The sequence below is a fragment of the Pseudomonas sp. ArH3a genome, from assembly GCF_022648765.1.
Lineage (GTDB): Bacteria > Pseudomonadota > Gammaproteobacteria > Pseudomonadales > Pseudomonadaceae > Aquipseudomonas.
The window spans coordinates 2,350,106-2,376,086 of the sequence record NZ_CP080330.1; the positions used below are offsets into that span (position 1 = coordinate 2,350,106).

The window sequence follows — 25,981 nt, forward strand, 5'->3', positions numbered from 1 at the left end:
CCGGGCGCAGCACTTTCGGGGAAGTACTATGAAGATGCGACGACTCTTGGGCGCAGCTGCCACTCTGGTAGTTGCGATGGGCTCCACACTGGCCAGCGCCGACAGCAAAACCCTGAGCATCGGCTATGTAGACGGCTGGTCCGACAGCGTTGCCACCACTCACGTGGCGGCAGAAGTGATCAAGGAAAAGCTCGGCTATGACGTGAAACTGCAAGCCGTCGCCACCGGGATCATGTGGCAGGGCGTGGCCACCGGCAAGCTCGACGCCATGCTCTCTGCCTGGCTGCCCGTGACCCACGGTGAGTACTGGGCCAAGAACAAGGACAAGGTGGTCGACTACGGCCCCAACTTCAAGGATGCAAAAATTGGCCTGATCGTGCCGGAGTACGTCAAGGCCAAGTCCATCGAAGACCTCAAGACCGACACCACCTTTAAGAACAAGATCGTCGGCATTGACGCAGGCTCAGGCGTGATGCTCAAGACCGACGAAGCCATCAAGGCCTATGGCCTGGACTACAAGCTGCAAGCCAGCTCGGGCGCCGCGATGATCGCCGAGCTGACCCGTGCCGAAGACAAGCAGGATTCCATTGCGGTGACCGGTTGGGTGCCGCATTGGATGTTCGCCAAGTGGAAACTGCGTTTCCTGGACGATCCAAAAGGGATTTATGGTGCTGCTGAAACCGTCAACAGCATCGGCAGCAAGGGCCTGGAGAAGAAAGCGCCGGAAGTTGCCGCTTTCCTGAAGAAATTCCAGTGGGCCTCCAAGGATGAAATCGGCGAAGTCATGCTCGCGATTCAAGAGGGCGCCAAGCCTGAAGCAGCGGCCAAGGACTGGGTTGCCAAGCACCCTGAGCGTGTGGCTGAGTGGATCGGTAAATAACACCCGAAGCGTCTAAATAGCACCTTGCAAGCCCGCCTGGCGTTCTCGCCCGGCGGGTTTTGTCGTTTCTGGGGTAAAGGCTGTCACTTTAATCAGTTCAAAGTTGGCGCGAACCCTAATGTCGTTCTAATACTAAGGTCGTCTGGAACCTGTTCTGCAGCCGCATACAGTGGATACGTTCCAATAATAAAAAAGCTGTGCTGCGAGGATAAAAACAATGAACGACAGCATTTACCTCTCGATTCAAAACAGCCCGCGTTTCAAGGAGCTGGTGAGAAAAAGGGAAAGGTTCGCCTGGATTCTCTCGGCGATCATGCTAGGGCTGTACTCCGGATTCATTCTGTTGATCGCCTACGGGCCACACATACTGGGGGCCAAACTCAGCCCCGGCTCATCCATCACCTGGGGCATCCCCATCGGGGTCGGGCTGATTATCTCGGCCTTTGTCCTCACCGCTATCTATGTGCGACGCGCCAACGGCGAATTCGACGACCTGAACAATGCGATTCTCAAGGAGGCTGCGCAATGATCCGTCGTCTATTGGCTGTATCCGGCGTTTCGCTGTTTGCTCCAGCTGTTTGGGCGGCGGATGCATTGACCGGTGAAGTGCACAAACAACCGCTGAATATTGCAGCGATCCTGATGTTCGTGGCGTTTGTCGGCGCGACGTTGTGCATCACCTACTGGGCGTCCAAACGCAACAAGTCGGCGGCCGACTACTATGCAGCCGGCGGCAAGATCACCGGTTTCCAGAACGGCCTGGCGATTGCGGGCGACTATATGTCGGCGGCGTCCTTTCTGGGCATTTCCGCGCTGGTGTTCACCTCCGGTTACGATGGCCTGATCTACTCGATCGGCTTCCTGGTGGGCTGGCCGATCATTCTGTTCCTGATCGCCGAGCGCCTGCGTAACCTGGGCAAGTACACCTTTGCTGACGTAGCGTCCTATCGCTTGGGGCAAACCCAGATCCGCAGCCTGTCGGCCTGTGGCTCGCTGGTGGTGGTGGCGTTCTACTTGATCGCGCAGATGGTCGGCGCGGGCAAGCTGATCCAGCTGCTGTTCGGCCTCGATTACCATGTGGCGGTGATCCTGGTGGGCATCCTGATGTGCATGTATGTGTTGTTCGGCGGCATGCTGGCAACCACCTGGGTGCAGATCATCAAGGCGGTGCTGTTGCTGTCCGGTGCCTCGTTCATGGCGCTGATGGTGATGAAGCACGTCAACTTCGACTTCAACATGCTGTTCTCTGAGGCGATCAAGGTTCACCCTAAAGGTGAAGCGATCATGAGCCCGGGCGGCCTGGTGAAAGATCCGATCTCGGCATTCTCCTTAGGCCTGGCGCTGATGTTCGGTACCGCGGGCCTGCCACACATCCTGATGCGCTTCTTCACCGTCAGCGACGCCAAGGAAGCGCGTAAGAGCGTGCTGTATGCCACTGGCTTCATCGGCTACTTCTACATCCTGACCTTTATCATCGGCTTCGGCGCGATCCTGCTGGTCAGCACCAACCCGGCGTTCAAGGATGCTGCAGGCGCCTTGCTCGGCGGTAACAACATGGCGGCGGTGCACCTGGCCAATGCGGTGGGTGGCAGTATCTTCCTGGGCTTCATCTCGGCCGTGGCGTTTGCCACCATCCTCGCGGTGGTTGCCGGTTTGACCCTGGCCGGTGCTTCGGCGGTGTCCCACGACCTGTATGCCAGCGTGATCAAGAAAGGCAAGGCCAACGAGAAGGATGAGATTCGCGTGTCGAAGATCACCACCATCGCCCTGGCGGTGCTGGCAATCGGCCTGGGTATCCTGTTCGAAAGCCAGAACATTGCGTTCATGGTCGGCCTGGCGTTCTCCATTGCCGCCAGCTGTAACTTCCCGGTGCTGCTGCTTTCGATGTACTGGAAAAACCTCACCACCCGTGGCGCCATGATTGGCGGCTGGCTGGGCTTGATCAGTGCCGTCGGCCTGATGATCCTCGGCCCGACCATCTGGGTGTCGATCCTGCACCACGAAAAAGCCATCTTCCCGTACGAATACCCAGCGCTGTTCTCGATGATCATTGCGTTCGTCGGTATCTGGTTCTTCTCCATCACCGACAAGTCGGCGGCGGCAGAGAAAGAACGTGCGCTGTATTTCCCGCAGTTTGTGCGTTCGCAGACTGGCCTGGGGGCGAGTGGGGCGGTTAACCACTAAGGGTTGTCGCTGGATAAAGAAATGCCCCGGTCGAAAGGCCGGGGCATTTTTTTTTTGCCTGTGGTTATGGGGTTGCTGGGCCATTGCTATCGCAGGCAAGCCAGCTTCCACATTCGGCCGAGTACACCCCTTGGAATGCAGTCAAAAGTGGGAGCTGGCTTGCCTGCGAGGGCGACTGCACAGGCGACACAAACAAAAACGGCCTCCACTAGGGAGGCCGTTTTCAGTGCAACTAAGCGGTTGATGGCTTACTTGCGATCTTCCAGCTTGGTGATGTCACGCGACTCGTAGCCGGTGTACAGCTGGCGCGGGCGGCCAATCTTGTACGGGCTGGAGAGCATTTCTTTCCAGTGGGAGATCCAGCCCACGGTCCGCGCCAGGGCGAAGATCACGGTGAACATGCTGGTTGGAATGCCGATCGCCTTGAGGATGATCCCCGAGTAGAAGTCGACGTTCGGGTACAGCGAGCGTTCGATGAAGTACGGGTCGGTCAGGGCGATCTCTTCCAGGCGCATGGCCAGTTCGAGTTGCGGATCGTTGTTGATGCCCAGTTCTTTCAGTACTTCGTCGCAGGTCTGCTTCATGACGGTAGCGCGTGGGTCGCGGTTTTTGTAAACCCGGTGACCGAAGCCCATCAGCTTAAACGGATCGTTCTTGTCCTTGGCCTTGGCGATGAACGTGTCGATGTTCGAGACATCGCCGATTTCATCGAGCATGGTCAATACGGCTTCGTTCGCACCGCCGTGGGCAGGGCCCCACAGTGCGGCGATACCGGCGGCGATACAGGCGAACGGGTTGGCACCCGAAGAGCCTGCCAGACGTACGGTAGAGGTGGAGGCGTTTTGCTCGTGGTCGGCGTGGAGGATGAAGATCCGGTCCATTGCCTTGGCCAGCACCGGGCTGATCGGTTTGATCTCGCACGGGGTGTTGAACATCATGTGCAGGAAGTTTTCCGCGTACGTCAGGTCGTTGCGCGGGTACATCATGGGTTGGCCCATGGAGTACTTGTAAACCATTGCGGCCAGGGTCGGCATCTTGGCAACCAGGCGGATCGCGGAAATTTCGCGATGCTGCGGGTTATTGATGTCCAGGGAGTCGTGATAGAAGGCCGACAGGGCGCCGACCACGCCGCACATGACGGCCATCGGGTGGGCGTCGCGACGGAAGCCGTTGAAGAAGGTCTTCAACTGCTCGTGAACCATGGTGTGGTTCTTTACAGTGCTGACGAACTGGGCTTTTTGCGCAGGCGTTGGCAATTCGCCATTTAGCAGCAGGTAGCAGGTTTCCAGGTAGTCCGACTTCTCAGCCAGTTGCTCGATCGGGTAGCCCCGGTGCAGCAGAATGCCATTGTCGCCGTCGATATAGGTGATCTTCGACTCGCAAGAGGCGGTCGACATGAAGCCTGGGTCGAAAGTGAAACGGCCCGTGGCCGTCAGGCCCCGTACGTCGATAACATCGGGACCAACGGTGCCGGTTAAAATGGGCAGCTCGACGGGGGCTGCGCCCTCGATGATCAACTGCGCTTTTTTGTCAGCCATGTGGCCTCCTATTTATGCTTCAAATCATCAGACAGACCCCCCACGCAGGGCCCGCACCACTATAGTGAGATAAATTCAGATGTCAATTTGCCTAAAGTCTTGCTCCAGAAGGCTTTAACCGTACTTTTTCGTCGAAATTGACTGCCATTTACGCCTTTTATACCGCCAGCGCAATCAGCTATTAGGGTGAGGTGTGCGCGTTGTCATTAGTAGCCTAACTGTCTATACTCGGCCACCGACCGCCAAGGGCTTTTGGGCTTGCTTTCATTGGGGGTCGCACTCCCTGGGTGGTGCTTACCTGACCAGTGCACTCCCCGACAACTTTGCCCTGATTGTTAGGGGCTCTTAAGTGTGAAAAAAGCCGTGAATAGCCAACGACCTGTAAACCTAGACCTAAGGACCATCAAACTCCCCATCACCGGCGTTACGTCGTTCCTGCACCGTGTTTCCGGCATCATCCTGTTCCTGGGCTTGGGCATCATGCTTTATGCATTGAGCAAATCCCTGGGTTCCGAGGAAGGTTACGCCGAGGTGAAGGCATGCTTGACCAGCCCGCTGGCCAAGTTCGTAGCATGGGGCCTCCTGTCCGCTCTGCTTTATCATCTGGTAGCCGGCGTGCGCCACTTGATCATGGATATGGGCATCGGTGAGACGCTGGAAGGCGGCCGCCTGGGCTCGAAAATCATCATCGCCATTTCCGTGGTGCTGATCGTTCTGGCAGGAGTTTGGATATGGTAACCAGCGTTACGAACCTTTCGCGTTCGGGCCTCTATGACTGGATGGCGCAGCGTGTGTCTGCGGTCGTTCTCGCGGCTTATTTCATTTTCCTGATCGGATACCTCGTCGCAAACCCGGGCATTGGCTATGAACAATGGCACGGCCTGTTTTCCCACAATGCGATGCGAATCTTCAGTCTGCTGGCACTTGTAGCCCTGGGCGCACACGCCTGGGTCGGCATGTGGACCATCGCGACCGACTACCTGACGCCGATGGCGCTGGGCAAGTCCGCGACTGCAGTCCGTTTCCTCTTCCAGGCAGTATGCGGCGTCGCGATGTTCGCTTACTTCGTCTGGGGTGTGCAGATTCTTTGGGGTATCTGAGTCATGGCTAACATTCCAACTATTTCCTTCGACGCCATCATTATTGGTGGCGGCGGTGCTGGCATGCGCGCTGCGCTGCAGCTGGCCCAGGGCGGTCACAAGACTGCCGTGATCACCAAGGTGTTCCCAACGCGTTCCCACACCGTATCGGCCCAGGGTGGCATCACCTGCGCCATCGCGTCCGCTGACCCGAACGATGACTGGCGCTGGCATATGTACGATACCGTCAAAGGTTCCGACTACATCGGTGACCAGGACGCTATCGAATACATGTGTCAAGAAGGCCCGGCCGCTGTGTTCGAGCTGGACCACATGGGTCTGCCGTTCTCGCGTACCGAGCAAGGTCGTATCTACCAGCGTCCATTCGGCGGCCAGTCGAAGGATTACGGTAAGGGCGGCCAGGCTGCGCGTACTTGCGCTGCGTCCGACCGTACCGGTCACGCGCTGCTGCACACGCTTTATCAGGGCAACCTGAAAGCTGGCACCACGTTCCTGAACGAGTACTACGCGGTTGACCTGGTCAAGAACGCACAAGGCGAGTTCGTCGGTGTGATCGCGATCTGCATCGAAACCGGTGAGACCACCTACATCCGCGCCAAGGCTACTGTACTGGCGACCGGCGGTGCAGGTCGTATCTACGCATCGACCACCAATGCCCTGATCAACACCGGTGACGGCGTCGGCATGGCCCTGCGTGCAGGCGTTCCGGTACAAGACATCGAAATGTGGCAGTTCCACCCGACCGGTATCGCCGGTGCCGGTGTACTGGTTACAGAAGGTTGCCGTGGTGAAGGTGGTTACCTGATCAACAAGCACGGCGAGCGTTTCATGGAGCGTTATGCTCCGAACGCGAAAGACCTTGCCGGTCGTGACGTTGTGGCCCGTTCGATGGTTAAAGAAATCATCGCCGGCAACGGCTGTGGCCCGAACGGCGACCACGTACTGCTGAAGCTCGATCACCTGGGCGAAGAAGTCCTGCACAGCCGCCTGCCAGGTATCTGTGAGCTGTCCAAGACCTTTGCACACGTTGACCCGGTGGTTGCTCCGGTTCCGGTTGTTCCAACTTGCCACTATATGATGGGCGGCGTGCCGACCAACATTCATGGCCAGGCGATCACCCAGAACGCCGAAGGCGTGGACGAGATCATTCATGGTCTGTTCGCGGTAGGCGAAGTGGCCTGCGTATCGGTTCACGGCGCCAACCGCCTGGGCGGTAACTCGCTGCTCGACCTGGTGGTATTCGGCCGCGCGGCCGGCCTGCACCTCGAGAAGGCACTGACCGACGGCATCGAATACGATGACGCTACCGACGCCAATATCGAAGCTGCCCTGGCGCGTCTGAACGCTCTGAACGAGCGCACTGATGGCGAAGACGTAGCAACCCTGCGTCGCGAGCTGCAAAACTGCATGCAGAACTACTTCGGTGTATTCCGTACCGGCGAATACATGCAGAAGGGTATTGCCCAGTTGGCTGACCTGCGTACGCGCATCGCCAACGTCAAGATCAACGATAAGAGCCAGGCGTTCAACACCGCTCGTATCGAAGCCCTTGAGCTGCAAAACCTGTTGGAAGTGGCTGAAGCGACTGCGATCGCCGCCGAGGTTCGTAAAGAATCCCGTGGTGCTCACGCTCGTGAAGACTTTGAAGATCGCGACGACGAAAACTGGTTGTGCCACACCCTGTACTTCCCGGGTGACAAGCGCGTAACCAAGCGTGCCGTGAACTTCTCGCCGAAGACAGTTCCGACCTTTGAACCGAAGATTCGGACTTACTAAGGGTGGCTGCCATGTTGAAAGTCAGTGTTTACCGCTACAACCCTGATCAGGACGCTGCGCCGTTCATGCAGGAATTTCAGGTCGATACCGGTGGTAAAGACCTGATGGTGCTGGATGTATTGGCACTGATCAAAGAGCAGGACGAAGGTTTTTCTTATCGTCGCTCTTGCCGTGAAGGTGTGTGCGGTTCCGACGGCATGAACATAAACGGCAAAAACGGCCTGGCGTGCATCACGCCGCTGTCCGCCGTGGTTAAAGGCAACAAGCTGATCGTTCGTCCTCTGCCAGGTTTGCCGGTTATCCGTGACCTGGTCGTCGATATGAGCATCTTCTACAAGCAATACGAGAAAGTTAAGCCGTTCCTGCAGAACGACACGCCGGCTCCGGCCATCGAGCGTCTGCAGTCCCCTGAAGAGCGTGAAAAGCTCGACGGTCTGTACGAGTGCATCCTGTGCGCTTGCTGCTCGACTTCGTGCCCGTCCTTCTGGTGGAACCCGGACAAGTTCCTGGGTCCAGCTGCCCTGCTGCAAGCGTACCGCTTCCTGGCAGACAGCCGTGACACCAAGACGTCCGAGCGCCTGGCTTCACTGGATGACCCGTTCAGCGTATTCCGCTGCCGTGGGATCATGAACTGCGTCAACGTATGTCCCAAAGGCCTGAACCCGACTAAGGCCATTGGTCACATCCGTAACATGCTGCTGCAAAGCGGCGTGTAAGCGACGTTGTAGCAAAGCAGGACCGTTGTGCCCGTAAATGCTACGGCGCAGGCTTCAACCGGCGCCGTAGTTTTAACTTGAGCAGCGACTTACAAAGCCGCGGCTCTTATTTTGAAGAAATGAGACAAGCAGGGGCATTCGGGTTGGTACCCGAACTATCAGCGTGATCCTAAGTGGCTTGTTTTGGTCGCTGCACTTGGCCTTTTGCAAGCAAACTCGGTGTTTTCGCCGGTGGTGTCCCCAAATCGAGGGTGACCAAGCATGCAAGAAAGCGTGATGCAGCGCATGTGGAACAGCGGCTATCTTTCAGGTGGTAACGCTGCCTATGTGGAAGAGCTTTATGAGCTCTACCTGCACGACCCTAACGCTGTGCCAGAAGAATGGCGCACCAAATTTCAGACGTTGTCTTCAGACGGCAACGCTGCCACCGATGTATCGCACGCAACAATTCGCGATCAGTTTGTGCTGCTGGCAAAGAACCAGCGCCGCGCTCAGCCGGTTTCCGCCGGGAGCGTGAGCAGTGAGCACGAGAAGAAGCAAGTTGAAGTATTGCGACTGATCCAGGCCTACCGTATGCGTGGCCACCAGGCGGCCCAGCTTGACCCGCTGGGGCTCTGGCAGCGTCCTGCACCTGCAGACCTGTCGATCAATCATTACGGCTTGACCAATGCCGATCTTGATACGACCTTCCGTGCCGGCGACCTGTTCATCGGCAAAGAGGAAGCGAGCCTACGCGAAATTCACGAAGCGTTGCAGCAGACATATTGCCGCACCATCGGCGCTGAATTCACGCACATCACCGATTCTGAGCAGCGCCACTGGTTCCAGCATCGTCTGGAAGGTGTGCGTGGCCGTCCGGTATTGTCCGACGATGTGCGCAGCCACCTGCTGGAGCGCGTGACCGCAGCCGAAGGCCTCGAGAAATACCTGGGTACCAAATACCCGGGCACCAAGCGTTTCGGCCTGGAAGGCGGCGAAAGCCTGATTCCAATGCTCGACGAGCTGATCCAGCGTTCCGGTTCCTACGGCACCAAGGAAATCGTGATCGGCATGGCTCACCGTGGTCGCCTGAACGTGTTGGTCAACACCTTCGGCAAGAACCCGCGCGAGCTGTTCGACGAGTTCGAAGGCAAGAAGAAAGTCGAGCTGGGTTCCGGTGACGTTAAATACCACCAGGGCTTCTCGTCCAACGTGATGACCACCGGCGGTGAAGTTCACCTGGCCATGGCCTTTAACCCATCCCACCTGGAAATCGTTTCTCCAGTGGTCGAGGGTTCGGTGCGTGCTCGCCAGGATCGCCGTAACGATTCCACCGGTGAAAAAGTCCTGCCGATTTCCATCCACGGTGACGCGGCATTCGCCGGTCAGGGTGTGGTCCTGGAAACGTTCCAGATGTCGCAGACTCGCGGCTTCAAGACCGGCGGTACGGTTCACATCGTCATCAACAACCAGGTGGGTTTCACCATCAGCAACCCGCTGGACGCACGCTCTACCGAGTACGCGACCGACGTTGCCAAGATGATCCAGGCGCCGATCCTCCATGTGAATGGTGATGATCCGGAAGCCGTGTTGTTCGTGACCCAACTCGCCATCGACTACCGCATGCAGTTCAAGCGTGACGTGGTCATCGACCTGGTTTGCTACCGCCGTCGCGGTCACAACGAAGCGGATGAGCCGAGCGGCACCCAGCCGTTGATGTACCAGCAGATCACCAAGCAGCGCACCACTCGTGAGCTGTACGCCGAAAGCCTGACCAAGGCCGGAGTGGTTGACGATGCGCGTGTTCAGGCGAAAGTCGATGAGTACCGCAACGCGCTGGACAACGGTCTGCATGTTGTAAAAAGCCTGGTTAAAGAGCCGAACAAAGAGCTGTTCGTGGACTGGCGCCCGTACCTGGGCCACGCCTGGACGGCGCGTCACGACACCTCGTTCGACCTCAAGACCCTGCAGGAACTGTCCGCCAAGCTGCTGGAAATTCCAGAAGGCTTCGTGGTGCAGCGCCAGGTTTCGAAGATCTACGAAGACCGTCAGAAGATGCAAGCCGGTGGCCTGCCGATCAACTGGGGTTACGCCGAAACCATGGCGTACGCGACCCTGGCGTTCGAAGGTCACCCGATCCGCATGACCGGCCAGGACATCGGCCGTGGTACGTTCTCGCACCGTCACGCGGTATTGCACAACCAGAAAGACGCGGGCACCTACATCCCGTTGCAGAACCTGTATGAAGGCCAGCCACGTTTCGACCTGTACGATTCGTTCCTGTCCGAAGAAGCCGTACTGGCGTTCGAATACGGTTACTCGACCACCACGCCTCAGGCGCTGGTGATCTGGGAAGCCCAGTTCGGCGACTTCGCCAACGGTGCCCAGGTGGTTATCGACCAGTTCATCACCAGCGGCGAGCACAAGTGGGGCCGTTTGTGCGGTCTGACCATGCTGCTGCCACACGGTTATGAAGGTCAGGGTCCGGAGCACTCCTCGGCCCGTCTGGAGCGTTACCTGCAGTTGTGCGCTGAGCACAACATCCAGGTGTGCGTGCCGACTACCCCGGCCCAGATCTACCACCTGTTGCGTCGTCAGGTGATCCGCCCGCTGCGCAAACCGCTGGTAGTGCTGACTCCGAAATCGTTGTTGCGTCACAAATTGGCCATCTCGACCCTGGAAGATCTGGCCGACGGTTCGTTCCAGACCGTTATTTCAGAAATCGACACCCTCGACGCGGCCAAGGTCACTCGCCTGATCCTGTGCAGCGGCAAGGTTTACTACGATTTGCTGGAAAAACGCCGTGCCGAAGGCCGCGAAGACATCGCCATCGTGCGGATCGAGCAGCTTTACCCGTTCCCGGAAGACGACCTGATGGAGGCCATCGCGCCTTACACCAACCTCACCAACGCGGTGTGGTGCCAGGAAGAACCGATGAACCAGGGCGCGTGGTACAGCAGCCAGCATCATTTGCGTCGCAGCGTCGGTAACCACAAGACAGGCCTTGGCCTTGAGTACGCCGGTCGTGATGCTTCTGCTGCACCTGCGTGTGGTTATGCGTCGATGCACGCCGAGCAGCAGGAAAAACTGCTGCAAGATGCTTTCACTGTTTAACGCCTTCGCGCTGACTGAAACCGAATTTTAAGGACCCACAGATAATGGCTATCGAAATCAAAGCCCCGTCATTCCCGGAATCGGTTGCCGATGGCACCGTTGCCACCTGGCACAAGAAACCAGGCGAGGCCGTCAAGCGTGACGACCTGATCGTCGACATCGAAACCGACAAAGTCGTGCTCGAAGTGTTGGCTGAAGCTGACGGCGTGCTGGGCGCAATCGTTGCCGAAGAAGGCGCTACCGTTCTGTCGAACCAGGTTCTGGGCTCGATCGAAGAGGGCAGCGCTGCCGCTGCTCCTGCTGCCGCCGCTGCTGCACCGGCCGCGGCTTCTGCTCCAGCTGCCGCTCCGGCTGCTGGTGGCGAAGACCCAATCGCCGCACCGGCTGCTCGTCAACTGGCTGAAGAAAACGGCATCAACCTGGCGTCCATCAAGGGCACCGGCAAAGACGGCCGTGTGACCAAGGAAGACGTGGTTGCCGCGGTTGAAGCCAAGAAAAACGCTCCAGCTGCCGCACCTGCCAAGGCTGCTGCCCCGGCTGCCGCTGCGCCTGTGTTCGCCGCTGGCGACCGCACCGAGAAGCGCGTACCGATGACTCGGGTACGTGCCACCGTGGCCAAGCGCCTGGTTGAAGCACAGTCGAACATGGCGATGCTGACCACCTTCAACGAAGTCGACATGACCGAAGTCATGGCCCTGCGTTCGAAGTACAAAGACCTGTTCGAGAAGTCCCACAACGGCGTGCGCCTGGGCTTCATGTCGTTCTTCGTGAAAGCGGCCACCGAAGCGCTGAAGCGCTTCCCGGCAGTCAACGCTTCCATCGACGGCAGCGACATCGTTTACCACGGCTATGCAGACGTCGGCGTTGCCGTGTCCAGCGACCGTGGCCTGGTGGTTCCGGTTCTGCGTAACGCCGAGCTGATGAGCCTGGCTGAAATCGAAGGCGGCATCGCTGGCTTCGGTAAAAAAGCCCGTGACGGCAAGCTGACCATCGACGAGATGACCGGCGGTACCTTCACCATCACCAACGGTGGTACCTTCGGTTCGATGATGTCGACCCCGATCGTCAACCCGCCGCAAGCTGCGATCCTGGGCATGCACAACATCATCCAGCGTCCAATGGCCATCAACGGCCAAGTCGTGATCCGCCCAATGATGTACTTGGCACTGTCTTACGATCACCGCCTGATCGATGGTAAAGAAGCCGTGACTTTCCTGGTGACCATCAAGAACCTGCTGGAAGACCCGGCTCGTCTGCTGCTGGATATCTGATAGAAGCAGCTGCAGGCCTCAAGTGACAGGCTGCCGGATAAGGCAGCTGGGCTTGGGGCTTGCGGCTTGAAAGCTTGCTGCTAAATAGAGGAACTATTTTCATGTCGCAGAAATTTGACGTTGTAGTGATTGGTGCTGGTCCTGGCGGCTACGTTGCCGCGATCAAGGCCGCACAACTGGGCCTCTCGACTGCTTGCATCGAAAAATACACCGACAAGGAAGGCAAACTGGCGCTGGGCGGTACTTGCCTGAACGTCGGTTGCATTCCTTCCAAGGCGCTGCTGGACAGCTCCTGGAAATTCCACGAAGCCCAAAGCGGTTTCGCGATCCACGGCATCAACCATGCTGGCGTGACCATGGACGTGCCAGCAATGGTCGGCCGTAAAGCCAACATCGTTAAAGGCCTGACTTCCGGCGTTGCCACCTTGTTCAAGGCCAACGGCGTTACTTCTCTGCAAGGTCACGGCAAGCTGCTGGCCGGCAAGAAAATTGAAATCACCAAGCCTGACGGTTCGGTAGAAGTCATCGAAGCCGAGAACGTGATCCTGGCGCCAGGCTCGCGCCCAATCGACATTCCGCCTGCTCCAGTTGACCAGAACGTGATCGTTGATTCGACCGGTGCCCTGGAATTCCAATCCGTTCCTAAGCGTCTGGGCGTGATCGGCGCTGGCGTAATCGGTCTGGAACTGGGTTCGGTATGGGCCCGCCTGGGTTCCGAAGTGACCGTTCTGGAAGCCCTGGACACGTTCCTGCTGGCTGCCGACACCGCGGTGTCCAAAGAAGCGTTGAAAACCCTGACCAAACAAGGTCTGGACATCAAGCTGGGCGCCCGTGTTACCGGTTCCAAGGTCAACGGCGAAGAAGTCGTGGTGACCTACACCAATAAAGAAGGCGAGCAGACCATCACCTTCGACAAGCTGATCGTAGCCGTGGGTCGCCGTCCAGTGACCACCGACCTGCTGGCTTCCGACAGTGGCGTGAATATCGACGAGCGTGGTTTCATCCACGTTGACGATCACTGCGCTACCACCGTTCCAGGCGTGTACGCCATCGGCGACGTGGTTCGCGGCATGATGCTGGCGCACAAAGCTTCCGAAGAAGGCATCATGGTTGTCGAGCGCATCAAGGGTCACAAAACCCAGATGAACTACGACCTGATCCCGTCTGTTATCTACACACACCCGGAAATTGCATGGGTCGGTAAGAACGAACAGCAGTTGAAAGCTGAAGGCGTTGAAGTTAACGTCGGCACCTTCCCGTTTGCTGCTTCTGGCCGTGCCATGGCAGCCAACGACACCGGTGGTTTCGTCAAAGTCATCGCTGATGCCAAGACTGACCGCGTATTGGGCGTCCACGTGATTGGTCCAAGCGCAGCAGAACTGGTTCAGCAAGGCGCGATCGGCATGGAATTCGGCACCAGTGCCGAAGACCTGGGCATGATGGTCTTCTCCCATCCGACCCTGTCCGAAGCGTTGCATGAAGCAGCGTTGGCAGTGAATGGCGGCGCCATCCACATCGCCAACAAGAAGAAGCGCTAAGCGAGATAATAAGAAACCACGGCGGTTGCCCGTCGTGAGCCTTGCGCGCAAGACTCACCGCGGAATGTCCGCTGGACGCAGTCTTGCGCAGCTTTACGGGCGTTAAGCCTTGGAAGTTGTGCAAGCAGCAGTCACAGGTGGCGCGGCACTCATAATGAGCGCAGCGCCGAATGCGCAGTACCTAACGAAGACGGTAAAAAGCATGAATCTTCACGAGTATCAGGGTAAGCAGCTGTTCGCTGAATACGGCCTGCCAGTATCCAAGGGTTACGCAGTAGACACCCCGGAAGCAGCAGCAGAAGCTTGCGACAAAATCGGTGGTACCGAGTGGGTTGTCAAAGCCCAGGTCCACGCTGGTGGTCGCGGTAAAGCGGGCGGCGTTAAGCTGGTTCGCAGCAAAGAAGACGCCAAGGCCTTCGCACAGCAGTGGCTGGGCAAGCGTCTGGTGACTTACCAGACTGATGCCAATGGCCAACCAGTCACCAAGATCCTGGTTGAATCGTGCACTGATATCGCTAAAGAGCTGTACCTGGGCGCTGTCGTTGACCGTTCGAGCCGTCGCATCGTGTTCATGGCTTCCACCGAAGGTGGCGTGGACATCGAGAAGATCGCTCACGAAACCCCAGAAAAAATTCTGAAAGCCACCATCGATCCACTGGTTGGCGCTCAGCCATTCCAGGGTCGCGAGCTGGCTTTCCAGCTGGGCCTGGAAGGCAAGCAAGTTACCCAGTTCGCCAAGATCTTCGTAGGTCTGGCCAAACTGTTCAAGGATCACGATCTGGCCCTGCTGGAAGTGAACCCGCTGGTGATCAAGGCTGACGGCGATCTGCATTGCCTCGATGCCAAGATCAACATCGACGCCAACGCCATGTACCGTCAGCCTAAGCTGAAGACTTTCCACGATCCGTCGCAAGACGATCCGCGCGAAGCGCACGCTGCCAAGTTCGAGCTGAACTACGTAGCCCTGGAAGGTAACATCGGTTGCATGGTCAACGGTGCTGGCCTGGCCATGGGTACCATGGACATCGTCAACCTGCATGGCGGCAAACCAGCCAACTTCCTCGACGTGGGCGGTGGTGCTACCAAAGAACGCGTAACCGAAGCCTTCAAAATCATCCTGTCCGACTCCAACGTCGCTGCAGTATTGGTTAACATCTTCGGCGGCATCGTTCGTTGCGACATGATTGCCGAAGGCATCATCGGTGCAGTGAAAGAAGTCGGCGTTAAAATCCCGGTTGTTGTTCGCCTTGAAGGTAACAACGCTGAACTGGGCGCTAAAGTACTGGCAGAAAGCGGTTTGAACATCATCGCGGCTACCAGCCTGACCGACGCTGCTCAACAAGTTGTCAAAGCTGCGGAGGGCAAATAATGAGCGTCCTGATCAATAAAGACACCAAAGTTATCTGCCAGGGTATTACCGGTTCGCAAGGTAGTTTCCACACCCAGCAAGCCATCGAATACGGCACCAAGATGGTGGGTGGCGTTACTCCGGGCAAAGGCGGCACCGAGCACCTGGGCCTGCCAGTGTTCAACACCGTGAAAGAAGCAGTAGAAACCACTGGCGCCACTGCCAGCGTGATCTACGTTCCAGCTCCTTTCTGCAAGGACTCCATCCTGGAAGCAGCATTCGGCGGCATCAAGCTGATCGTTTGCATCACCGAAGGCATTCCTACCCTGGACATGCTGGACGCTAAAGTTAAGTGCGACGAGCTGGGTGTTACCCTGATCGGCCCTAACTGCCCAGGCGTGATCACCCCAGGCGAATGCAAGATCGGCATCATGCCAGGTCACATTCACTTGCCAGGTAAAGTCGGTATCGTTTCGCGTTCCGGCACCCTGACTTACGAAGCTGTTAAGCAAACTACTGACGCCGGTTTCGGTCAGTCGACTTGCGTCGGCATCGGCGGTGACCCGATCCCAGGCTCCAACTTCATCGACATCCTGAAGCTGTTCCAGGAAGACCCGAAGACCGAAGCGATCGTAATGATCGGTGAGATCGGCGGTTCGGCTGAAGAAGAAGCGGCTGCCTACATCAAGGCCCACGTGACCAAGCCAGTTGTTTCCTACATCGCTGGTGTGACTGCCCCTGCGGGCAAGCGCATGGGCCATGCTGGCGCAATCATCTCTGGCGGCAAAGGCACTGCAGACGAGAAGTTTGCTGCCCTTGAAGACGCAGGCGTTAAAACCGTGCGTTCGCTGGCAGACATCGGCAAGGCTTTGTCCGAGCTGACCGGTTGGGCTGTCAAGTAAGCCTCGCGCTTAGCTGACGCTTTACCAAGCAAAGGCCACCTTCGGGTGGCCTTTGTGCATTCTGGGTATTCTCATCAGATTGGATGCCCCGTCCACCTGTGGGAGTTGGCTTACCTGCGATAGCATCGACGCGGTTTGCCTGATGGACCGAGTCGCCCGCATCGCAGGCAAGCCAGCTCCCACATGGGTCTGTATTGCCAAATTTAAGTATGAAAATGCGACATTTGGATGTCGCTTATCGGACAGTTCGCCCCGCAACAGTGCGTTTGTCGCCCAAATTCGTTAGGCTAGCCGCCTCTTTATGCGCCCGCATCTCAAAAGGAAGCCGCGCGCTAGACCGGTCGGTCCCCATAAGGACCGGCAGCAGTTCCCTCATCCATAGGGAATCCCTCTCTAAATTCCGATTCAGTAGTGTGGTATTTCCTCAAATGAAAGTGTTGAAAAGCCAGGATGTCCTGGCGTTAGGCTTTATGACTTTTGCCCTGTTCGTGGGCGCCGGCAACATCATCTTTCCGCCTATCGTTGGTTTGCAGTCCGGGCCTCATGTCTGGATGGCGGCGCTGGGCTTCCTGATCACCGCGGTCGGTCTGCCGGTGGTCACTGTGATCGCCCTGGCCAAGGTCGGCGGCGGTATGGACGCGCTGAGCAGCCCGATCGGCAAGATCGCCGGCGGCCTGCTCGCGGCGGCGGCGTACTTGGCGGTAGGGCCGCTATTCGCCACCCCGCGTACCGCGACCGTTTCGTTTGAAGTGGGCCTGGCGCCGCTGACCGGCGAAAGCCCGCTGGCGCTGTTCCTCTACAGCTCGGTGTATTTTCTGGTGGTGTTCTTTGTTTCTCTGTACCCGGGCCGCCTGCTGGACACCGTCGGTCGCTTCCTGGCACCGCTGAAAATCATCGCCTTGGCGATCCTCGGTATCGCCGCGTTTGCCTTGCCGGCCGGTGACATCGGCGTTGCCACGCCGGAATACGTCGCCGCACCGTTTTCCCAAGGCTTTATCAATGGCTACCTGACCATGGATACCCTGGGCGCGCTGGTGTTCGGTATCGTCATCGTCAATGCTATCCGTTCCCGTGGTGTTGAATCGCCACAGTTGATCACCCGTTACGCGATCATTGCTGGGCTGATTGCCGGCGTGGGCCTGGCGCTGGTGTACATCAGCCTCTTCCGTCTGGGTTCTGGCAGCCATGCCGTGGCCGCCGGTGCCGGTAACGGCGCCGCCGTGCTGCACGCTTACGTGCAACACACCTTCGGCTCCCTGGGCAGCGGCTTCCTCGCCGTGCTGATCTCCCTGGCGTGCCTGGTAACCGCCGTGGGCCTGACCTGCGCCTGTGCCGAGTACTTCAGCAAAATCCTGCCGCTGTCCTACAAGACACTGGTCGTAATCCTGGCGCTGTTCTCGTTGTTCGTGTCCAACCTGGGCCTGACCAAGCTGATTGCCTTCTCGATCCCGGTGCTCACGGCGATCTACCCGCCGTGCATCGTGTTGGTGGCGCTGAGCTTCTGCAAAGACTTCTGGCTGGAGCAGGGCCGTATCGTTGGTCCGGTGATGCTGGTGTCGTTCATCTTTGGCTGCATCGATGCACTCAAGGGCGCGGGCCTGGCGGATTGGATGCCGACCCAACTGGCGCACCTGCCGCTGAGCGAGCAAGGCCTGGCGTGGCTGGTACCGTCGGTGATGACGTTGGCCGTTGCCGTGTTGGTTGACCGTATGCTCGGCAAGCGTAGCGAAGCCATCGCTTAACGTAGCTTCTGGGCTGTACCGAAATGCCCCGTATCAATCGATACGGGGCATTTTTTATGCGTGTATGACTACAACCCTCTAAAGTTGGAGTTCGGTCAATGTGGGGTCAGGCTTGCCTGCGACAGCGGCGGACCAGACGGCGCGGTAGTGACTGCACAGACGCCGTCGCAGGCAAGCCAGCCTCCACATGTTGAACCACGTTCGTCCCCATCCACTGTGTCTAAGGACCCGCATGTCGTTCGTCGAAACCAACCAGATACACCTGCTTGCCGCGCTGTGGTTCGTCCTGTGCTGGGGCGGTTACACCCGTTACGCCACCTGGAAAGCCCGTGACACCGCGTGCCTGGCCAGCGTGCTGCACCTGTATCGTGAAGACTGGATGCGCCGCATGCTGCTGCGCGATAACCGTATTGCCGACGCCAGCGTGGTCGGCAACCTGGAGCGCAACGCCTCGTTTTTCGCCTCCAGCACGCTGATCATCCTCGCCGGTATTCTCACCGTACTGGGCGCTTCCGAGCGGGCGGTGTCGTTGCTGGCGGACATACCCATGGTGCAGCAAGCCTCTCAGGGCATGTCGGAAATCAAACTGCTGTGCCTGGCGCTGGTGTTCGTCTACGCCTTCTTCACGTTCAGCTGGTGCATGCGCCAATACAACTTTGCGGCGGTGCTGGTGGGGTCGGCGCCGATGATCGGTGAGCGCCATGTGTCGGAGCAGGAGCGCAAGGCATTTGCCCTGCGGGCGGCGCGGGTGATTTCCATGGCGGCCAACCAATTCAACTTTGGGCTGCGTGCTTATTACTTCGGCATGACCATGCTGGCTTGGTTTGTCAGCCCGTGGTTGTTCATGTTGATGAGCAGCGGCGTCGTAGTGGTGCTGTATCGCCGAGAGTTTCATTCCGACGTATTGCAAGTGATGGTATATACCCCGACCGACATGCCGGTATCGGAAGTGGCTAAAGAAACGGTGTCTTCACTCGGGCCGCAAGGTTAGTCCAACTTTTTTGCCACGGATAAAACAGCAGACAAAGAAAAGCCCGCTATATAAGCGGGCTTTTTTGCAGCAATAGCCAGGCGATTATTGCTTGGCAGGTTCTGCTGGTGTGGCAGGTGCTGCTTCTTTCGCGGCGGCAGCGTTCGATTCAGCCTGAGCTTTGGCAGCATCGGCGTTTTCTTTCGCAGCGTCGTTCACTTTATCCTGAGCTTTGGCCATGTCTTTCTGAGCTTGCTCAGAATGCGAAGCTGCATCTTGGGCTTTGTCTTCGGATTTTTTATCGCAGGCAGCGAGGCCGAGGGCAGCGGCGAGCATCATGGAAATAGCTAAAGTCTTGCGCATTGGGTGTTTCTCCTTATTGAAGATATCTACTGGCCTTTCGAGCTTGGGCAGCCAGCATTAGTTCCTTTTGTTTCAAAGATATATAAAACACGGCCCTCAAGGAACTTTCACCCGTCATCCCATACTCCACCCGTCAACACTAATAAGAGTCTGTACACATGACCGAAAATCCCTTGCAGGAGCGCGCCACGCGCTTTGTTTCGGCTCTGCGCCATTGTCAGGTGCTGGGCATTACCGTTCATGCAGCAGGCTTGGAGGGCATCACGCTGCTGCTGCCTTACGCGCCCTCTATCGTCGGCGACCCGCAAACCGGCGTGATTCACGGTGGCGCGCTGACCTCTTTGATGGACACCGCCTGCGGCATGGCCACGTTGTGCGTATTGCCCGAGTTCGAGGTATGCCCGACCCTGGACCTGCGTATCGACTACATGCATCCCGCCGAGCCGCACAAACCGGTGTATGGCTTTGCGCAGTGCTACCGGGTCACCACCGACGTGATTTTCACCCGTGGTTTCGCCTATCAGGATGACCCGCAACAGCCCATTGCCCATGTGGTAGGCACGTTCATGCGCATGGGCAAGCGCCTTAAGGGCGCACAAGGATTGGGCAGCACGATCAAGGGAGAGCAGGCATGACACATCGATTCAAAACCCGTCTCGAACAGGCCCATGAGCGCGGTGACTACGAGGCTCTGCTCAACCTTGTGCCCTACGCCAAGCTGATCGGCATCGAATGCACGCGTTTGGGCGATGAATTGCTGTTCCGCCTGCCGGCCAACAAGGACAACATTGGTAACCCGATATTGCCGGCGCTGCACGGAGGGGTGATTGCCGGCTTCATGGAGCTGTCGGCGGCGTTACATTTGCTGGTATTTACCGGTGCGCCGGGCCTGCCGAAAATCATCGACTTTTCCCTGGATTACCTGCGCGCCGGGCAGTTCCGCGACACTTACGCCAAATGCCAGGTGTGGCGCCAAGGCCGCCGGGTTGCCAATGTGGCGATCACCGCCTGGCAAAGCACCCCGGCCGAACCGATTGCCACCGCCCGTGCACATTTCAAAATTGAGGAATCGGCGCGCCCTTGAAATCCTGGTCTTAGCCCCCAACTTTGATGACAACCCGCCGCCAACCCTCAAGGGCGCGGCCACTGCCATCCAATTGGAGTTTGATGACCATGAGTGTGGAAACTCAAAAGGAAACCCTGGGCTTCCAGACCGAGGTGAAGCAACTGCTGCACCTCATGATCCATTCGCTGTATTCCAACAAGGAAATCTTCCTTCGCGAATTGATCTCGAACGCCTCTGACGCTGTCGACAAATTACGTTTCGAAGCCCTCTCCAAGCCTGAGTTGCTGGAAGGTGGCGCCGAGCTGAAAATCCGTGTGAGCTTCGATAAAGACGCCAAAACCGTCACCCTCGAAGATAACGGCATCGGCATGAGCCGTGAAGACGCGATCACCCACCTGGGTACCATCGCCAAATCCGGCACCGCCGATTTCATGAAGAACCTGTCGGGCGACCAGAAGAAAGATTCGCACCTGATCGGTCAATTCGGTGTGGGCTTCTACTCGGCCTTCATCGTCGCCGACAAGGTAGAAGTATTCAGCCGTCGCGCCGGCCTCGACGCCAGCGAAGGCGTGCACTGGTCGTCCAAAGGTGAAGGCGAGTTCGAAATCGCCACCATCGATAAGGCTGACCGTGGCACCCGCATCGTGCTGCACCTCAAATCCGCTGAAGATGAATTCGCCGATGGCTGGCGTCTGCGCAACATCATCAAGAAGTACTCCGACCACATTGCACTGCCGATCGAGCTGCCGAAAGAACAAGCAGCCCCTGAAGGCGAAGAGCAGCCTGCCCTGGAATGGGAAGTGGTCAACCGCGCCAGCGCCCTGTGGACGCGCCCTCGCACCGAGGTGAAGGATGAGGAATACCAGGAGTTCTACAAGCACATCGCTCACGATTACGAAAACCCGCTGAGCTGGAGCCACAACAAGGTCGAAGGCAAGCTGGAATACAGCTCGCTGCTCTACGTACCGGCGCGTGCTCCGTTCGACCTGTACCAGCGTGAAGCGCCTAAAGGCCTGAAGCTGTACGTGCAGCGTGTGTTCGTGATGGATCAGGCGGAGTCCTTCCTGCCGCTGTACCTGCGCTTCATCAAAGGCGTGGTCGACTCCAACGACCTGTCGCTGAACGTGTCGCGGGAAATCCTGCAGAAAGACCCGATCATCGACTCCATGAAGTCGGCGCTGACCAAGCGCGTGCTCGACATGCTGGAAAAACTGGCGAAGAACGAGCCTGAGCAATACAAGGGTTTCTGGAAAAACTTCGGTCAGGTCATGAAAGAAGGCCCGGCGGAAGACTTTGCCAACAAGGAAAAAATCGCCGGCTTGCTGCGGTTTGCCTCGACTCAAGGCAGCGATGCGGAGCAAATCGTCTCCCTGGCCGAGTACCTGGCCCGCGCTAAGGAAGGTCAGGACAAGATCTACTACCTGACCGGCGAGAAATACGAAGCCGTCAAAGACAGCCCGCACCTGGAAGTCTTCCGCAAGAAAGGCATCGAAGTGCTGCTGCTGACGGACCGTATCGATGAGTGGCTGATGAGCTACCTCAGCGAGTTCGACGGCAAGACCTTCGTCGACGTAGCCCGTGGTGACCTGGACCTGGGTAACCTGGACTCCGAAGAAGAGAAGAAAGAAGCCGAAGAAGTCGCCAAGGCCAAAGAAGGTCTGGTTGAGCGGATCAAGACAGCCTTGGGCGATGCGGTCAGCGAAGTGCGGGTTTCGCACCGTCTGACCGACTCCCCTGCGATTCTGGCCATCGGCGAGCAGGACTTGGGCATGCAGATGCGTCAGATCCTCGAAGCCAGCGGTCAGAAGGTTCCGGATTCCAAGCCGATCTTCGAATTCAACCCGGCTCACCCGCTGATCGAGAAACTTGACGGCGAGCAAAGCGAAGAGCGTTTTGGCGACCTGTCGCACATCCTCTTCGATCAGGCGGCCCTGGCCGCTGGGGACAGCTTGAAAGACCCGGCCGCTTACGTGCGCCGACTGAACAAGCTGTTGGTTGAACTGTCGGTTTAACACCGTTGTAGAAAAACCCGCTTCGGCGGGTTTTTTTTGTTTAACGCATCCCAACTGGAGTAAATGATGAGCCAAGTCACAGTACGTTCCGTGGTCTATCAGATTGATGGCCAGTCTTATGAAAGTCGCCTGGCCTTCGATGCCAGCCACAAAGGCCCGCTGCCGGGCCTGCTGATGGCGCCGAACTGGATGGGTGTGAGTGCGGGTGCCGAAGACATCGCCAAAAGCGTTGCCGCCAAGGGCTACGTGGTGCTGATCGCCGACCTGTACGGGCAAACCGTACGCCCCTCAAATGGCGATGAAGCGGGCGCGGCGATGATGCCGTTGAAGAATGACAACCCGGTACTGATCAAGCGTATGCAGGCAGCGTTTGAGCAACTGCAAAGCCAAACCGAAGCGGCCGTGGACGCCTCCAAGCTGGCGACCTTCGGCTTCTGCTTTGGCGGTTTCTGCTCGCTGGAGCTTGCGCGTACCGGCGCGCCCTTGAAGGCTGCCGTATCGTTCCACGGCACTATCGACACGCAGAACCCGGTTGGCGCGAAGAACGTCAAGGGCTCGGTGTTGGTGCTGCACGGCGCGTCCGACCCATTGGTGCCCAAAGAACAGCTGCCGGCGTTTGAAGATGAAATGAACGCAGCCGGTGTGGATTGGCAGTTGCTGAGCTACGGCGGTGCGGTGCATTCCTTCACCGACCCGCACGCCAATGTGCCGGGCAAGATGATGTACGACGCGAAGACCGCTGCGCGGGCGTTCCAGTCGATGCATAACTTGCTGGATGAAGTGTTCAAGGGCTGACCATGTGATCGTTCCCACGCTCCGCGTGGGAATGCCTGGCTAGACGCTCTGCGTCTGCTCTTTGTGACGCGGAGCGTCACGGGCTGCGTTCCCACGCAGAGCGTGGGAACGATCATCCAAAGCTATTTCACAGGCAACTCAATCCTTTCAGTTTCGCCCGGCACCGTCGGCCAATCCCCAGCCGCCCAACGCTGCCGCGCTTGTTCGATCATGGCCGCGTCGCTCGCCACGAAGTTCCAATTGATCCGCCGTGGCCCATCCAGCGGCGCGCCGCCAAACACCACCAGATGGCAATCGCTTTCAGCAAACAGCGTCATTTCCTGCCCCGCAGGCAATACCGCCAGGCTATGCACCTCCAACGCCTCGCCATCCAACTGCGCTTCACCCTCCAGCACATACACCGCGCGTTCCTCGTGCTCATCCGGGATCAGCAGGGTCGTGGCCGTCTGCATCCGCACTTCGGCATACAGTGTTGGCGACAGCACTGGCACCGGCGATTTGAGGCAGAAACCAGAGCCTGCGATCAGGCGGATCTGCACGCCCAAATTGTCGCTGACCGGCAAACTCGCCGCCGAGTGATGGCTGTAATGCCCTGGCCCGGTCTCGTGATCCTTAGGCGAGGCCAGCCATACTTGCAGGCCATGCAGGCTGAAACCTGCGGCCTTGAGCGCCTCGGGCGTTCGCTCGACGTGGGCGATGGCACTGCCGGCGGTCATCCAGCTGACGTCACCGGCGTGCACCACCTGGTCCGAGCCGAGGCTGTCCTTATGTTGCAGTGCGCCCTCAAACAGATAGGTCAGCGTGGACAGCCCGATATGCGGATGCTGGCGGATGTTCATGCCAGTGCCGGCTGTATAGCGGGTGAGCAACATATGGTCGAAAAACACAAAAGGCCCGACGCTGCGGCATTCGCGCGAGGGCAGCGGGCGTAGGATCGGCTGGCCTTCAACCTCTTCGGCGCGTGGGCGAATCACGGTGAGGGTGGTCATGGTGCGTCCCTGTCTGAGCGGGTTAGATGGCAGTGAGCATAACCCGCTCGACAGGGCGTTGGCGCTATTGGCTGAAGGCGCCTTCCGACAATTTCGTCTCGATAGTGACCTCAGCCGTGGTCATCAGCTTGTGCACCGGGCAGCGATCTGCCACGCGGTGCAGCTCGTCGCGCTGCTCGTCAGTGAGCACGCCTTTGAGGGTCAGCTTGACGCTGAGCTTGTACTTGCCTTTTTGCTCCTCGGTACTGTCGTGGGTGACTTCCACGGTCACGCCGGTCAGCGGGATGCTTTTTTTCTGGGCGTAGAGCTTGACGGTCAAGGCTTTGCACGATGCCAGGGCGGCATCGAAATAGTCGTGCGGGGAGGGCGCCGAGTCGTCGCCGCCCAGGCTCTTGGGCAGGTCAGTGAACAGTTCGTGGTTGTTGATATTCACGCTGTGGCGAAAGTTATCGTGGTTCAGGGTGTTGACGGTAACAGGCATGGTGAACCTCACAGGTTGGCGGGATGAAGGTCATGCAGTTATAGAGCATGCTGGCACTTAGGTGTTCCGCGTTTTTTTGGCTGATGAACCCCGGCACATGCCGCAAGGTCTACCCGTATTAGCCTATATCGAGGTTTACCGTGCCCTGGAATCGCCTGAGTCTGGCCCTGTTACTCGCCGCCAGTAGCCTTGCTGCGCAAGCCCGCGACTATGCCTACAGCGACGCGCACCTGCATTACGTGGATTTCTTTCAGGAAACGGCGGGCATGGATAAGTTGCTCAAGGCCATGGCCGACGCTCGCATCGAACACGTGATGATTTCTGGCATTCCCGTGGCCAAAAAATGGCACGAAGATGAACCCAAGCGCCCGCGTTACTACGCCGGTGACGATGCCGACGCCTATTGGTACAGCGCCACCGATGTGATCGTCGCGGCTGCGCTGAACAAGCTCACACCTGAGCAGCGTCAGCATTTCCATCCGTTTCTGTCCGGTTTCAACCCTAACGACAAGAACTCTGCCGCGCATATCCAGCGCATGCTCGATCTCAATCCTGGGTTGTGGCAGGGCATCGGCGAAGTGTTCACGCGCCATGACGACCTCACGGCCTTGACCGCCGGCGATACCCCACGTGCCAACAACGAAGCCATGAAGCGCATCTATCACCTTGCCGCCGAAAACGACCTGCCGGTGCTGCTGCATTCCAATATCACCTCCAAACGCGAGCGCAACCCGCTGTACCTGCCGGAGGTGGAAGAATCGCTGCGCAACCACCCGCACACCCGCTTTATCTGGGCCCACGCCGGTACCAGCAAGGAGATCCACCGCCATCAGGTGCAGATGGACTTTCTACTGCCGACCTTGAGCCGCCTGTTGGAGGCGTATCCCAACCTGTACATCGACCTGTCCTGGAGCATGCTCACGCCGTACTTGCTCGTTGACGCGGGTAAGCCAAGGCCTGAGTGGTTAAAGCTGGTAGAGCGTTTCCCGGAGCGCTTTATGGTGGGTTCGGACGTTGTAGGGCGCTTCAACAAGCTCGGTAAGGAAATGCATCGCTTTGATCCGTTTCTCGATGCACTGCCCGAAGCGATAGCCCGCAAGGTGGCACGCGATAACTTCCTGGCGACTCTGCCGAAATCCACTCGCGATGAGCAGGCACATTGATATCGCCTTTTCGTCTTACGCAAATGTGAGCAGGGGCCGATACCTTTCAGGATG

23 protein-coding genes are annotated in these 25,981 nt (G+C 58.1%); 19 read left to right on the forward strand and 4 right to left on the reverse strand.

Annotation, left to right across the window (positions count from 1 at the left end; genetic code table 11):
• Positions 1–28 precede the first annotated feature (28 nt).
• The 3 genes from K0P33_RS10750 (at position 29) to K0P33_RS10760 (ending at position 3,064) form a co-directional block, all read left to right on the forward strand.
• Entirely contained in the window at positions 29–880 is an 852-nt protein-coding gene (locus K0P33_RS10750; RefSeq protein ID WP_094950720.1) for a glycine betaine ABC transporter substrate-binding protein, read from the forward strand.
• A 217-nt stretch (positions 881–1,097) separates the two neighbouring features.
• Positions 1,098–1,409 (forward strand): DUF485 domain-containing protein, encoded by a 312-nt coding sequence (locus tag K0P33_RS10755; RefSeq protein WP_094950719.1) that lies wholly within the window; start codon positions 1,098–1,100, stop codon positions 1,407–1,409.
• Complete coding sequence (locus K0P33_RS10760) at positions 1,406–3,064, forward strand: cation acetate symporter (protein WP_242155185.1); 1,659 nt, start codon at positions 1,406–1,408, stop codon at positions 3,062–3,064. The genes K0P33_RS10755 and K0P33_RS10760 overlap by 4 nt, the downstream gene beginning before the upstream one ends.
• A 248-nt stretch (positions 3,065–3,312) precedes the next feature.
• Here the strand turns inward: K0P33_RS10760 and gltA are convergent, their stop codons facing one another.
• Entirely contained in the window at positions 3,313–4,602 is a 1,290-nt protein-coding gene (gene gltA, locus K0P33_RS10765) for a citrate synthase (protein WP_094950717.1), read from the reverse strand.
• 351 nt (positions 4,603–4,953) lie between these two features.
• Between gltA and sdhC the strand changes: the two genes are divergently transcribed.
• The 11 genes from sdhC (at position 4,954) to K0P33_RS10820 (ending at position 19,079) form a co-directional block, all read left to right on the forward strand.
• Positions 4,954–5,340, forward strand: a complete 387-nt coding sequence (gene sdhC, locus K0P33_RS10770) for a succinate dehydrogenase, cytochrome b556 subunit (protein WP_094950716.1) — start codon at positions 4,954–4,956, stop codon at positions 5,338–5,340.
• The gene (gene sdhD, locus K0P33_RS10775; protein WP_003172805.1) at positions 5,334–5,702 is read left to right on the forward strand and encodes a succinate dehydrogenase, hydrophobic membrane anchor protein; all 369 of its coding nucleotides are present in this window, start codon (positions 5,334–5,336) and stop codon (positions 5,700–5,702) included. Before sdhC ends, sdhD begins: the two co-directional genes overlap by 7 nt.
• A gap of 3 nt (positions 5,703–5,705) precedes the next feature.
• On the forward strand, positions 5,706–7,478 hold the full coding sequence (gene sdhA, locus K0P33_RS10780) for a succinate dehydrogenase flavoprotein subunit (protein WP_094950715.1): 1,773 nt from the start codon (positions 5,706–5,708) through the stop codon (positions 7,476–7,478).
• An 11-nt stretch (positions 7,479–7,489) separates the two neighbouring features.
• Entirely contained in the window at positions 7,490–8,194 is a 705-nt protein-coding gene (locus tag K0P33_RS10785; RefSeq protein ID WP_003172807.1) for a succinate dehydrogenase iron-sulfur subunit, read from the forward strand.
• A gap of 261 nt (positions 8,195–8,455) precedes the next feature.
• Positions 8,456–11,287, forward strand: coding sequence for a 2-oxoglutarate dehydrogenase E1 component (locus K0P33_RS10790; protein ID WP_242155187.1), 2,832 nt, complete (start codon positions 8,456–8,458; stop codon positions 11,285–11,287).
• A gap of 44 nt (positions 11,288–11,331) precedes the next feature.
• Positions 11,332–12,558, forward strand: a complete 1,227-nt coding sequence (gene odhB, locus K0P33_RS10795; protein WP_242155188.1) for a 2-oxoglutarate dehydrogenase complex dihydrolipoyllysine-residue succinyltransferase — start codon at positions 11,332–11,334, stop codon at positions 12,556–12,558.
• 101 nt (positions 12,559–12,659) lie between these two features.
• Positions 12,660–14,096: a dihydrolipoyl dehydrogenase gene (gene lpdA / locus K0P33_RS10800; protein WP_094950712.1), complete on the forward strand. Its 1,437-nt coding sequence runs from the start codon at positions 12,660–12,662 to the stop codon at positions 14,094–14,096.
• Between the two features lie 202 nt (positions 14,097–14,298).
• A complete protein-coding gene (gene sucC / locus K0P33_RS10805) occupies positions 14,299–15,465 on the forward strand; it encodes an ADP-forming succinate--CoA ligase subunit beta (protein ID WP_094950711.1) in 1,167 nt (388 codons plus the stop codon).
• A complete protein-coding gene (gene sucD / locus K0P33_RS10810) occupies positions 15,465–16,346 on the forward strand; it encodes a succinate--CoA ligase subunit alpha (protein ID WP_065872666.1) in 882 nt (293 codons plus the stop codon). Before sucC ends, sucD begins: the two co-directional genes overlap by 1 nt.
• A 428-nt stretch (positions 16,347–16,774) precedes the next feature.
• The gene (gene brnQ, locus K0P33_RS10815; RefSeq protein ID WP_094950710.1) at positions 16,775–18,088 is read left to right on the forward strand and encodes a branched-chain amino acid transport system II carrier protein; all 1,314 of its coding nucleotides are present in this window, start codon (positions 16,775–16,777) and stop codon (positions 18,086–18,088) included.
• A gap of 232 nt (positions 18,089–18,320) precedes the next feature.
• The gene (locus K0P33_RS10820) at positions 18,321–19,079 is read left to right on the forward strand and encodes a DUF599 family protein (protein WP_094950709.1); all 759 of its coding nucleotides are present in this window, start codon (positions 18,321–18,323) and stop codon (positions 19,077–19,079) included.
• An 84-nt stretch (positions 19,080–19,163) separates the two neighbouring features.
• Here K0P33_RS10820 and K0P33_RS10825 read toward each other — a convergent pair whose 3' ends face one another.
• A complete protein-coding gene (locus K0P33_RS10825; protein ID WP_094950708.1) occupies positions 19,164–19,421 on the reverse strand; it encodes a hypothetical protein in 258 nt (85 codons plus the stop codon).
• 158 nt (positions 19,422–19,579) lie between these two features.
• Here K0P33_RS10825 and K0P33_RS10830 point away from each other — a divergent pair, with 158 nt between their 5' ends.
• The 4 genes from K0P33_RS10830 to K0P33_RS10845 all read left to right on the forward strand — a co-directional run bounded on the left by K0P33_RS10830 (position 19,580) and on the right by K0P33_RS10845 (position 23,294).
• The gene (locus K0P33_RS10830) at positions 19,580–20,056 is read left to right on the forward strand and encodes a PaaI family thioesterase (protein WP_094950707.1); all 477 of its coding nucleotides are present in this window, start codon (positions 19,580–19,582) and stop codon (positions 20,054–20,056) included.
• Entirely contained in the window at positions 20,053–20,505 is a 453-nt protein-coding gene (locus K0P33_RS10835) for a PaaI family thioesterase (protein ID WP_094950706.1), read from the forward strand. Before K0P33_RS10830 ends, K0P33_RS10835 begins: the two co-directional genes overlap by 4 nt.
• Before the next feature lie 89 nt (positions 20,506–20,594).
• Complete coding sequence (gene htpG / locus K0P33_RS10840) at positions 20,595–22,499, forward strand: molecular chaperone HtpG (protein WP_094950746.1); 1,905 nt, start codon at positions 20,595–20,597, stop codon at positions 22,497–22,499.
• A gap of 66 nt (positions 22,500–22,565) precedes the next feature.
• On the forward strand, positions 22,566–23,294 hold the full coding sequence (locus tag K0P33_RS10845) for a dienelactone hydrolase family protein (RefSeq protein WP_094950705.1): 729 nt from the start codon (positions 22,566–22,568) through the stop codon (positions 23,292–23,294).
• 122 nt (positions 23,295–23,416) lie between these two features.
• Here the strand turns inward: K0P33_RS10845 and K0P33_RS10850 are convergent, their stop codons facing one another.
• Positions 23,417–24,283: a pirin family protein gene (locus tag K0P33_RS10850; RefSeq protein ID WP_094950704.1), complete on the reverse strand. Its 867-nt coding sequence runs from the start codon at positions 24,281–24,283 to the stop codon at positions 23,417–23,419.
• 64 nt (positions 24,284–24,347) lie between these two features.
• A complete protein-coding gene (locus tag K0P33_RS10855; RefSeq protein WP_094950703.1) occupies positions 24,348–24,764 on the reverse strand; it encodes an OsmC family protein in 417 nt (138 codons plus the stop codon).
• A gap of 140 nt (positions 24,765–24,904) precedes the next feature.
• Between K0P33_RS10855 and K0P33_RS10860 the strand changes: the two genes are divergently transcribed.
• Positions 24,905–25,927 (forward strand): amidohydrolase family protein, encoded by a 1,023-nt coding sequence (locus K0P33_RS10860; RefSeq protein WP_242155190.1) that lies wholly within the window; start codon positions 24,905–24,907, stop codon positions 25,925–25,927.
• The last annotated feature ends 54 nt before the right edge of the window (positions 25,928–25,981 follow it).

What these genes read in the sequence shown, in the direction of transcription:
- K0P33_RS10750 (WP_094950720.1), top strand. Translation starts at nt 29, where the DNA reads ATGAAGATGCGACGACTCTTGGGCGCAGCTGCCACTCTGGTAGTTGCG.
- K0P33_RS10755 (WP_094950719.1), top strand. Translation starts at nt 1,098, where the DNA reads ATGAACGACAGCATTTACCTCTCGATTCAAAACAGCCCGCGTTTCAAG.
- K0P33_RS10760 (WP_242155185.1), top strand. Translation starts at nt 1,406, where the DNA reads ATGATCCGTCGTCTATTGGCTGTATCCGGCGTTTCGCTGTTTGCTCCA.
- gltA (WP_094950717.1), bottom strand. Translation starts at nt 4,602, where the DNA reads ATGGCTGACAAAAAAGCGCAGTTGATCATCGAGGGCGCAGCCCCCGTC.
- sdhD (WP_003172805.1), top strand. Translation starts at nt 5,334, where the DNA reads ATGGTAACCAGCGTTACGAACCTTTCGCGTTCGGGCCTCTATGACTGG.
- sdhA (WP_094950715.1), top strand. Translation starts at nt 5,706, where the DNA reads ATGGCTAACATTCCAACTATTTCCTTCGACGCCATCATTATTGGTGGC.
- K0P33_RS10785 (WP_003172807.1), top strand. Translation starts at nt 7,490, where the DNA reads ATGTTGAAAGTCAGTGTTTACCGCTACAACCCTGATCAGGACGCTGCG.
- K0P33_RS10790 (WP_242155187.1), top strand. Translation starts at nt 8,456, where the DNA reads ATGCAAGAAAGCGTGATGCAGCGCATGTGGAACAGCGGCTATCTTTCA.
- odhB (WP_242155188.1), top strand. Translation starts at nt 11,332, where the DNA reads ATGGCTATCGAAATCAAAGCCCCGTCATTCCCGGAATCGGTTGCCGAT.
- lpdA (WP_094950712.1), top strand. Translation starts at nt 12,660, where the DNA reads ATGTCGCAGAAATTTGACGTTGTAGTGATTGGTGCTGGTCCTGGCGGC.
- sucC (WP_094950711.1), top strand. Translation starts at nt 14,299, where the DNA reads ATGAATCTTCACGAGTATCAGGGTAAGCAGCTGTTCGCTGAATACGGC.
- sucD (WP_065872666.1), top strand. Translation starts at nt 15,465, where the DNA reads ATGAGCGTCCTGATCAATAAAGACACCAAAGTTATCTGCCAGGGTATT.
- brnQ (WP_094950710.1), top strand. Translation starts at nt 16,775, where the DNA reads ATGAAAGTGTTGAAAAGCCAGGATGTCCTGGCGTTAGGCTTTATGACT.
- K0P33_RS10820 (WP_094950709.1), top strand. Translation starts at nt 18,321, where the DNA reads ATGTCGTTCGTCGAAACCAACCAGATACACCTGCTTGCCGCGCTGTGG.
- K0P33_RS10825 (WP_094950708.1), bottom strand. Translation starts at nt 19,421, where the DNA reads ATGCGCAAGACTTTAGCTATTTCCATGATGCTCGCCGCTGCCCTCGGC.
- K0P33_RS10830 (WP_094950707.1), top strand. Translation starts at nt 19,580, where the DNA reads ATGACCGAAAATCCCTTGCAGGAGCGCGCCACGCGCTTTGTTTCGGCT.
- K0P33_RS10835 (WP_094950706.1), top strand. Translation starts at nt 20,053, where the DNA reads ATGACACATCGATTCAAAACCCGTCTCGAACAGGCCCATGAGCGCGGT.
- htpG (WP_094950746.1), top strand. Translation starts at nt 20,595, where the DNA reads ATGAGTGTGGAAACTCAAAAGGAAACCCTGGGCTTCCAGACCGAGGTG.
- K0P33_RS10845 (WP_094950705.1), top strand. Translation starts at nt 22,566, where the DNA reads ATGAGCCAAGTCACAGTACGTTCCGTGGTCTATCAGATTGATGGCCAG.
- K0P33_RS10850 (WP_094950704.1), bottom strand. Translation starts at nt 24,283, where the DNA reads ATGACCACCCTCACCGTGATTCGCCCACGCGCCGAAGAGGTTGAAGGC.
- K0P33_RS10855 (WP_094950703.1), bottom strand. Translation starts at nt 24,764, where the DNA reads ATGCCTGTTACCGTCAACACCCTGAACCACGATAACTTTCGCCACAGC.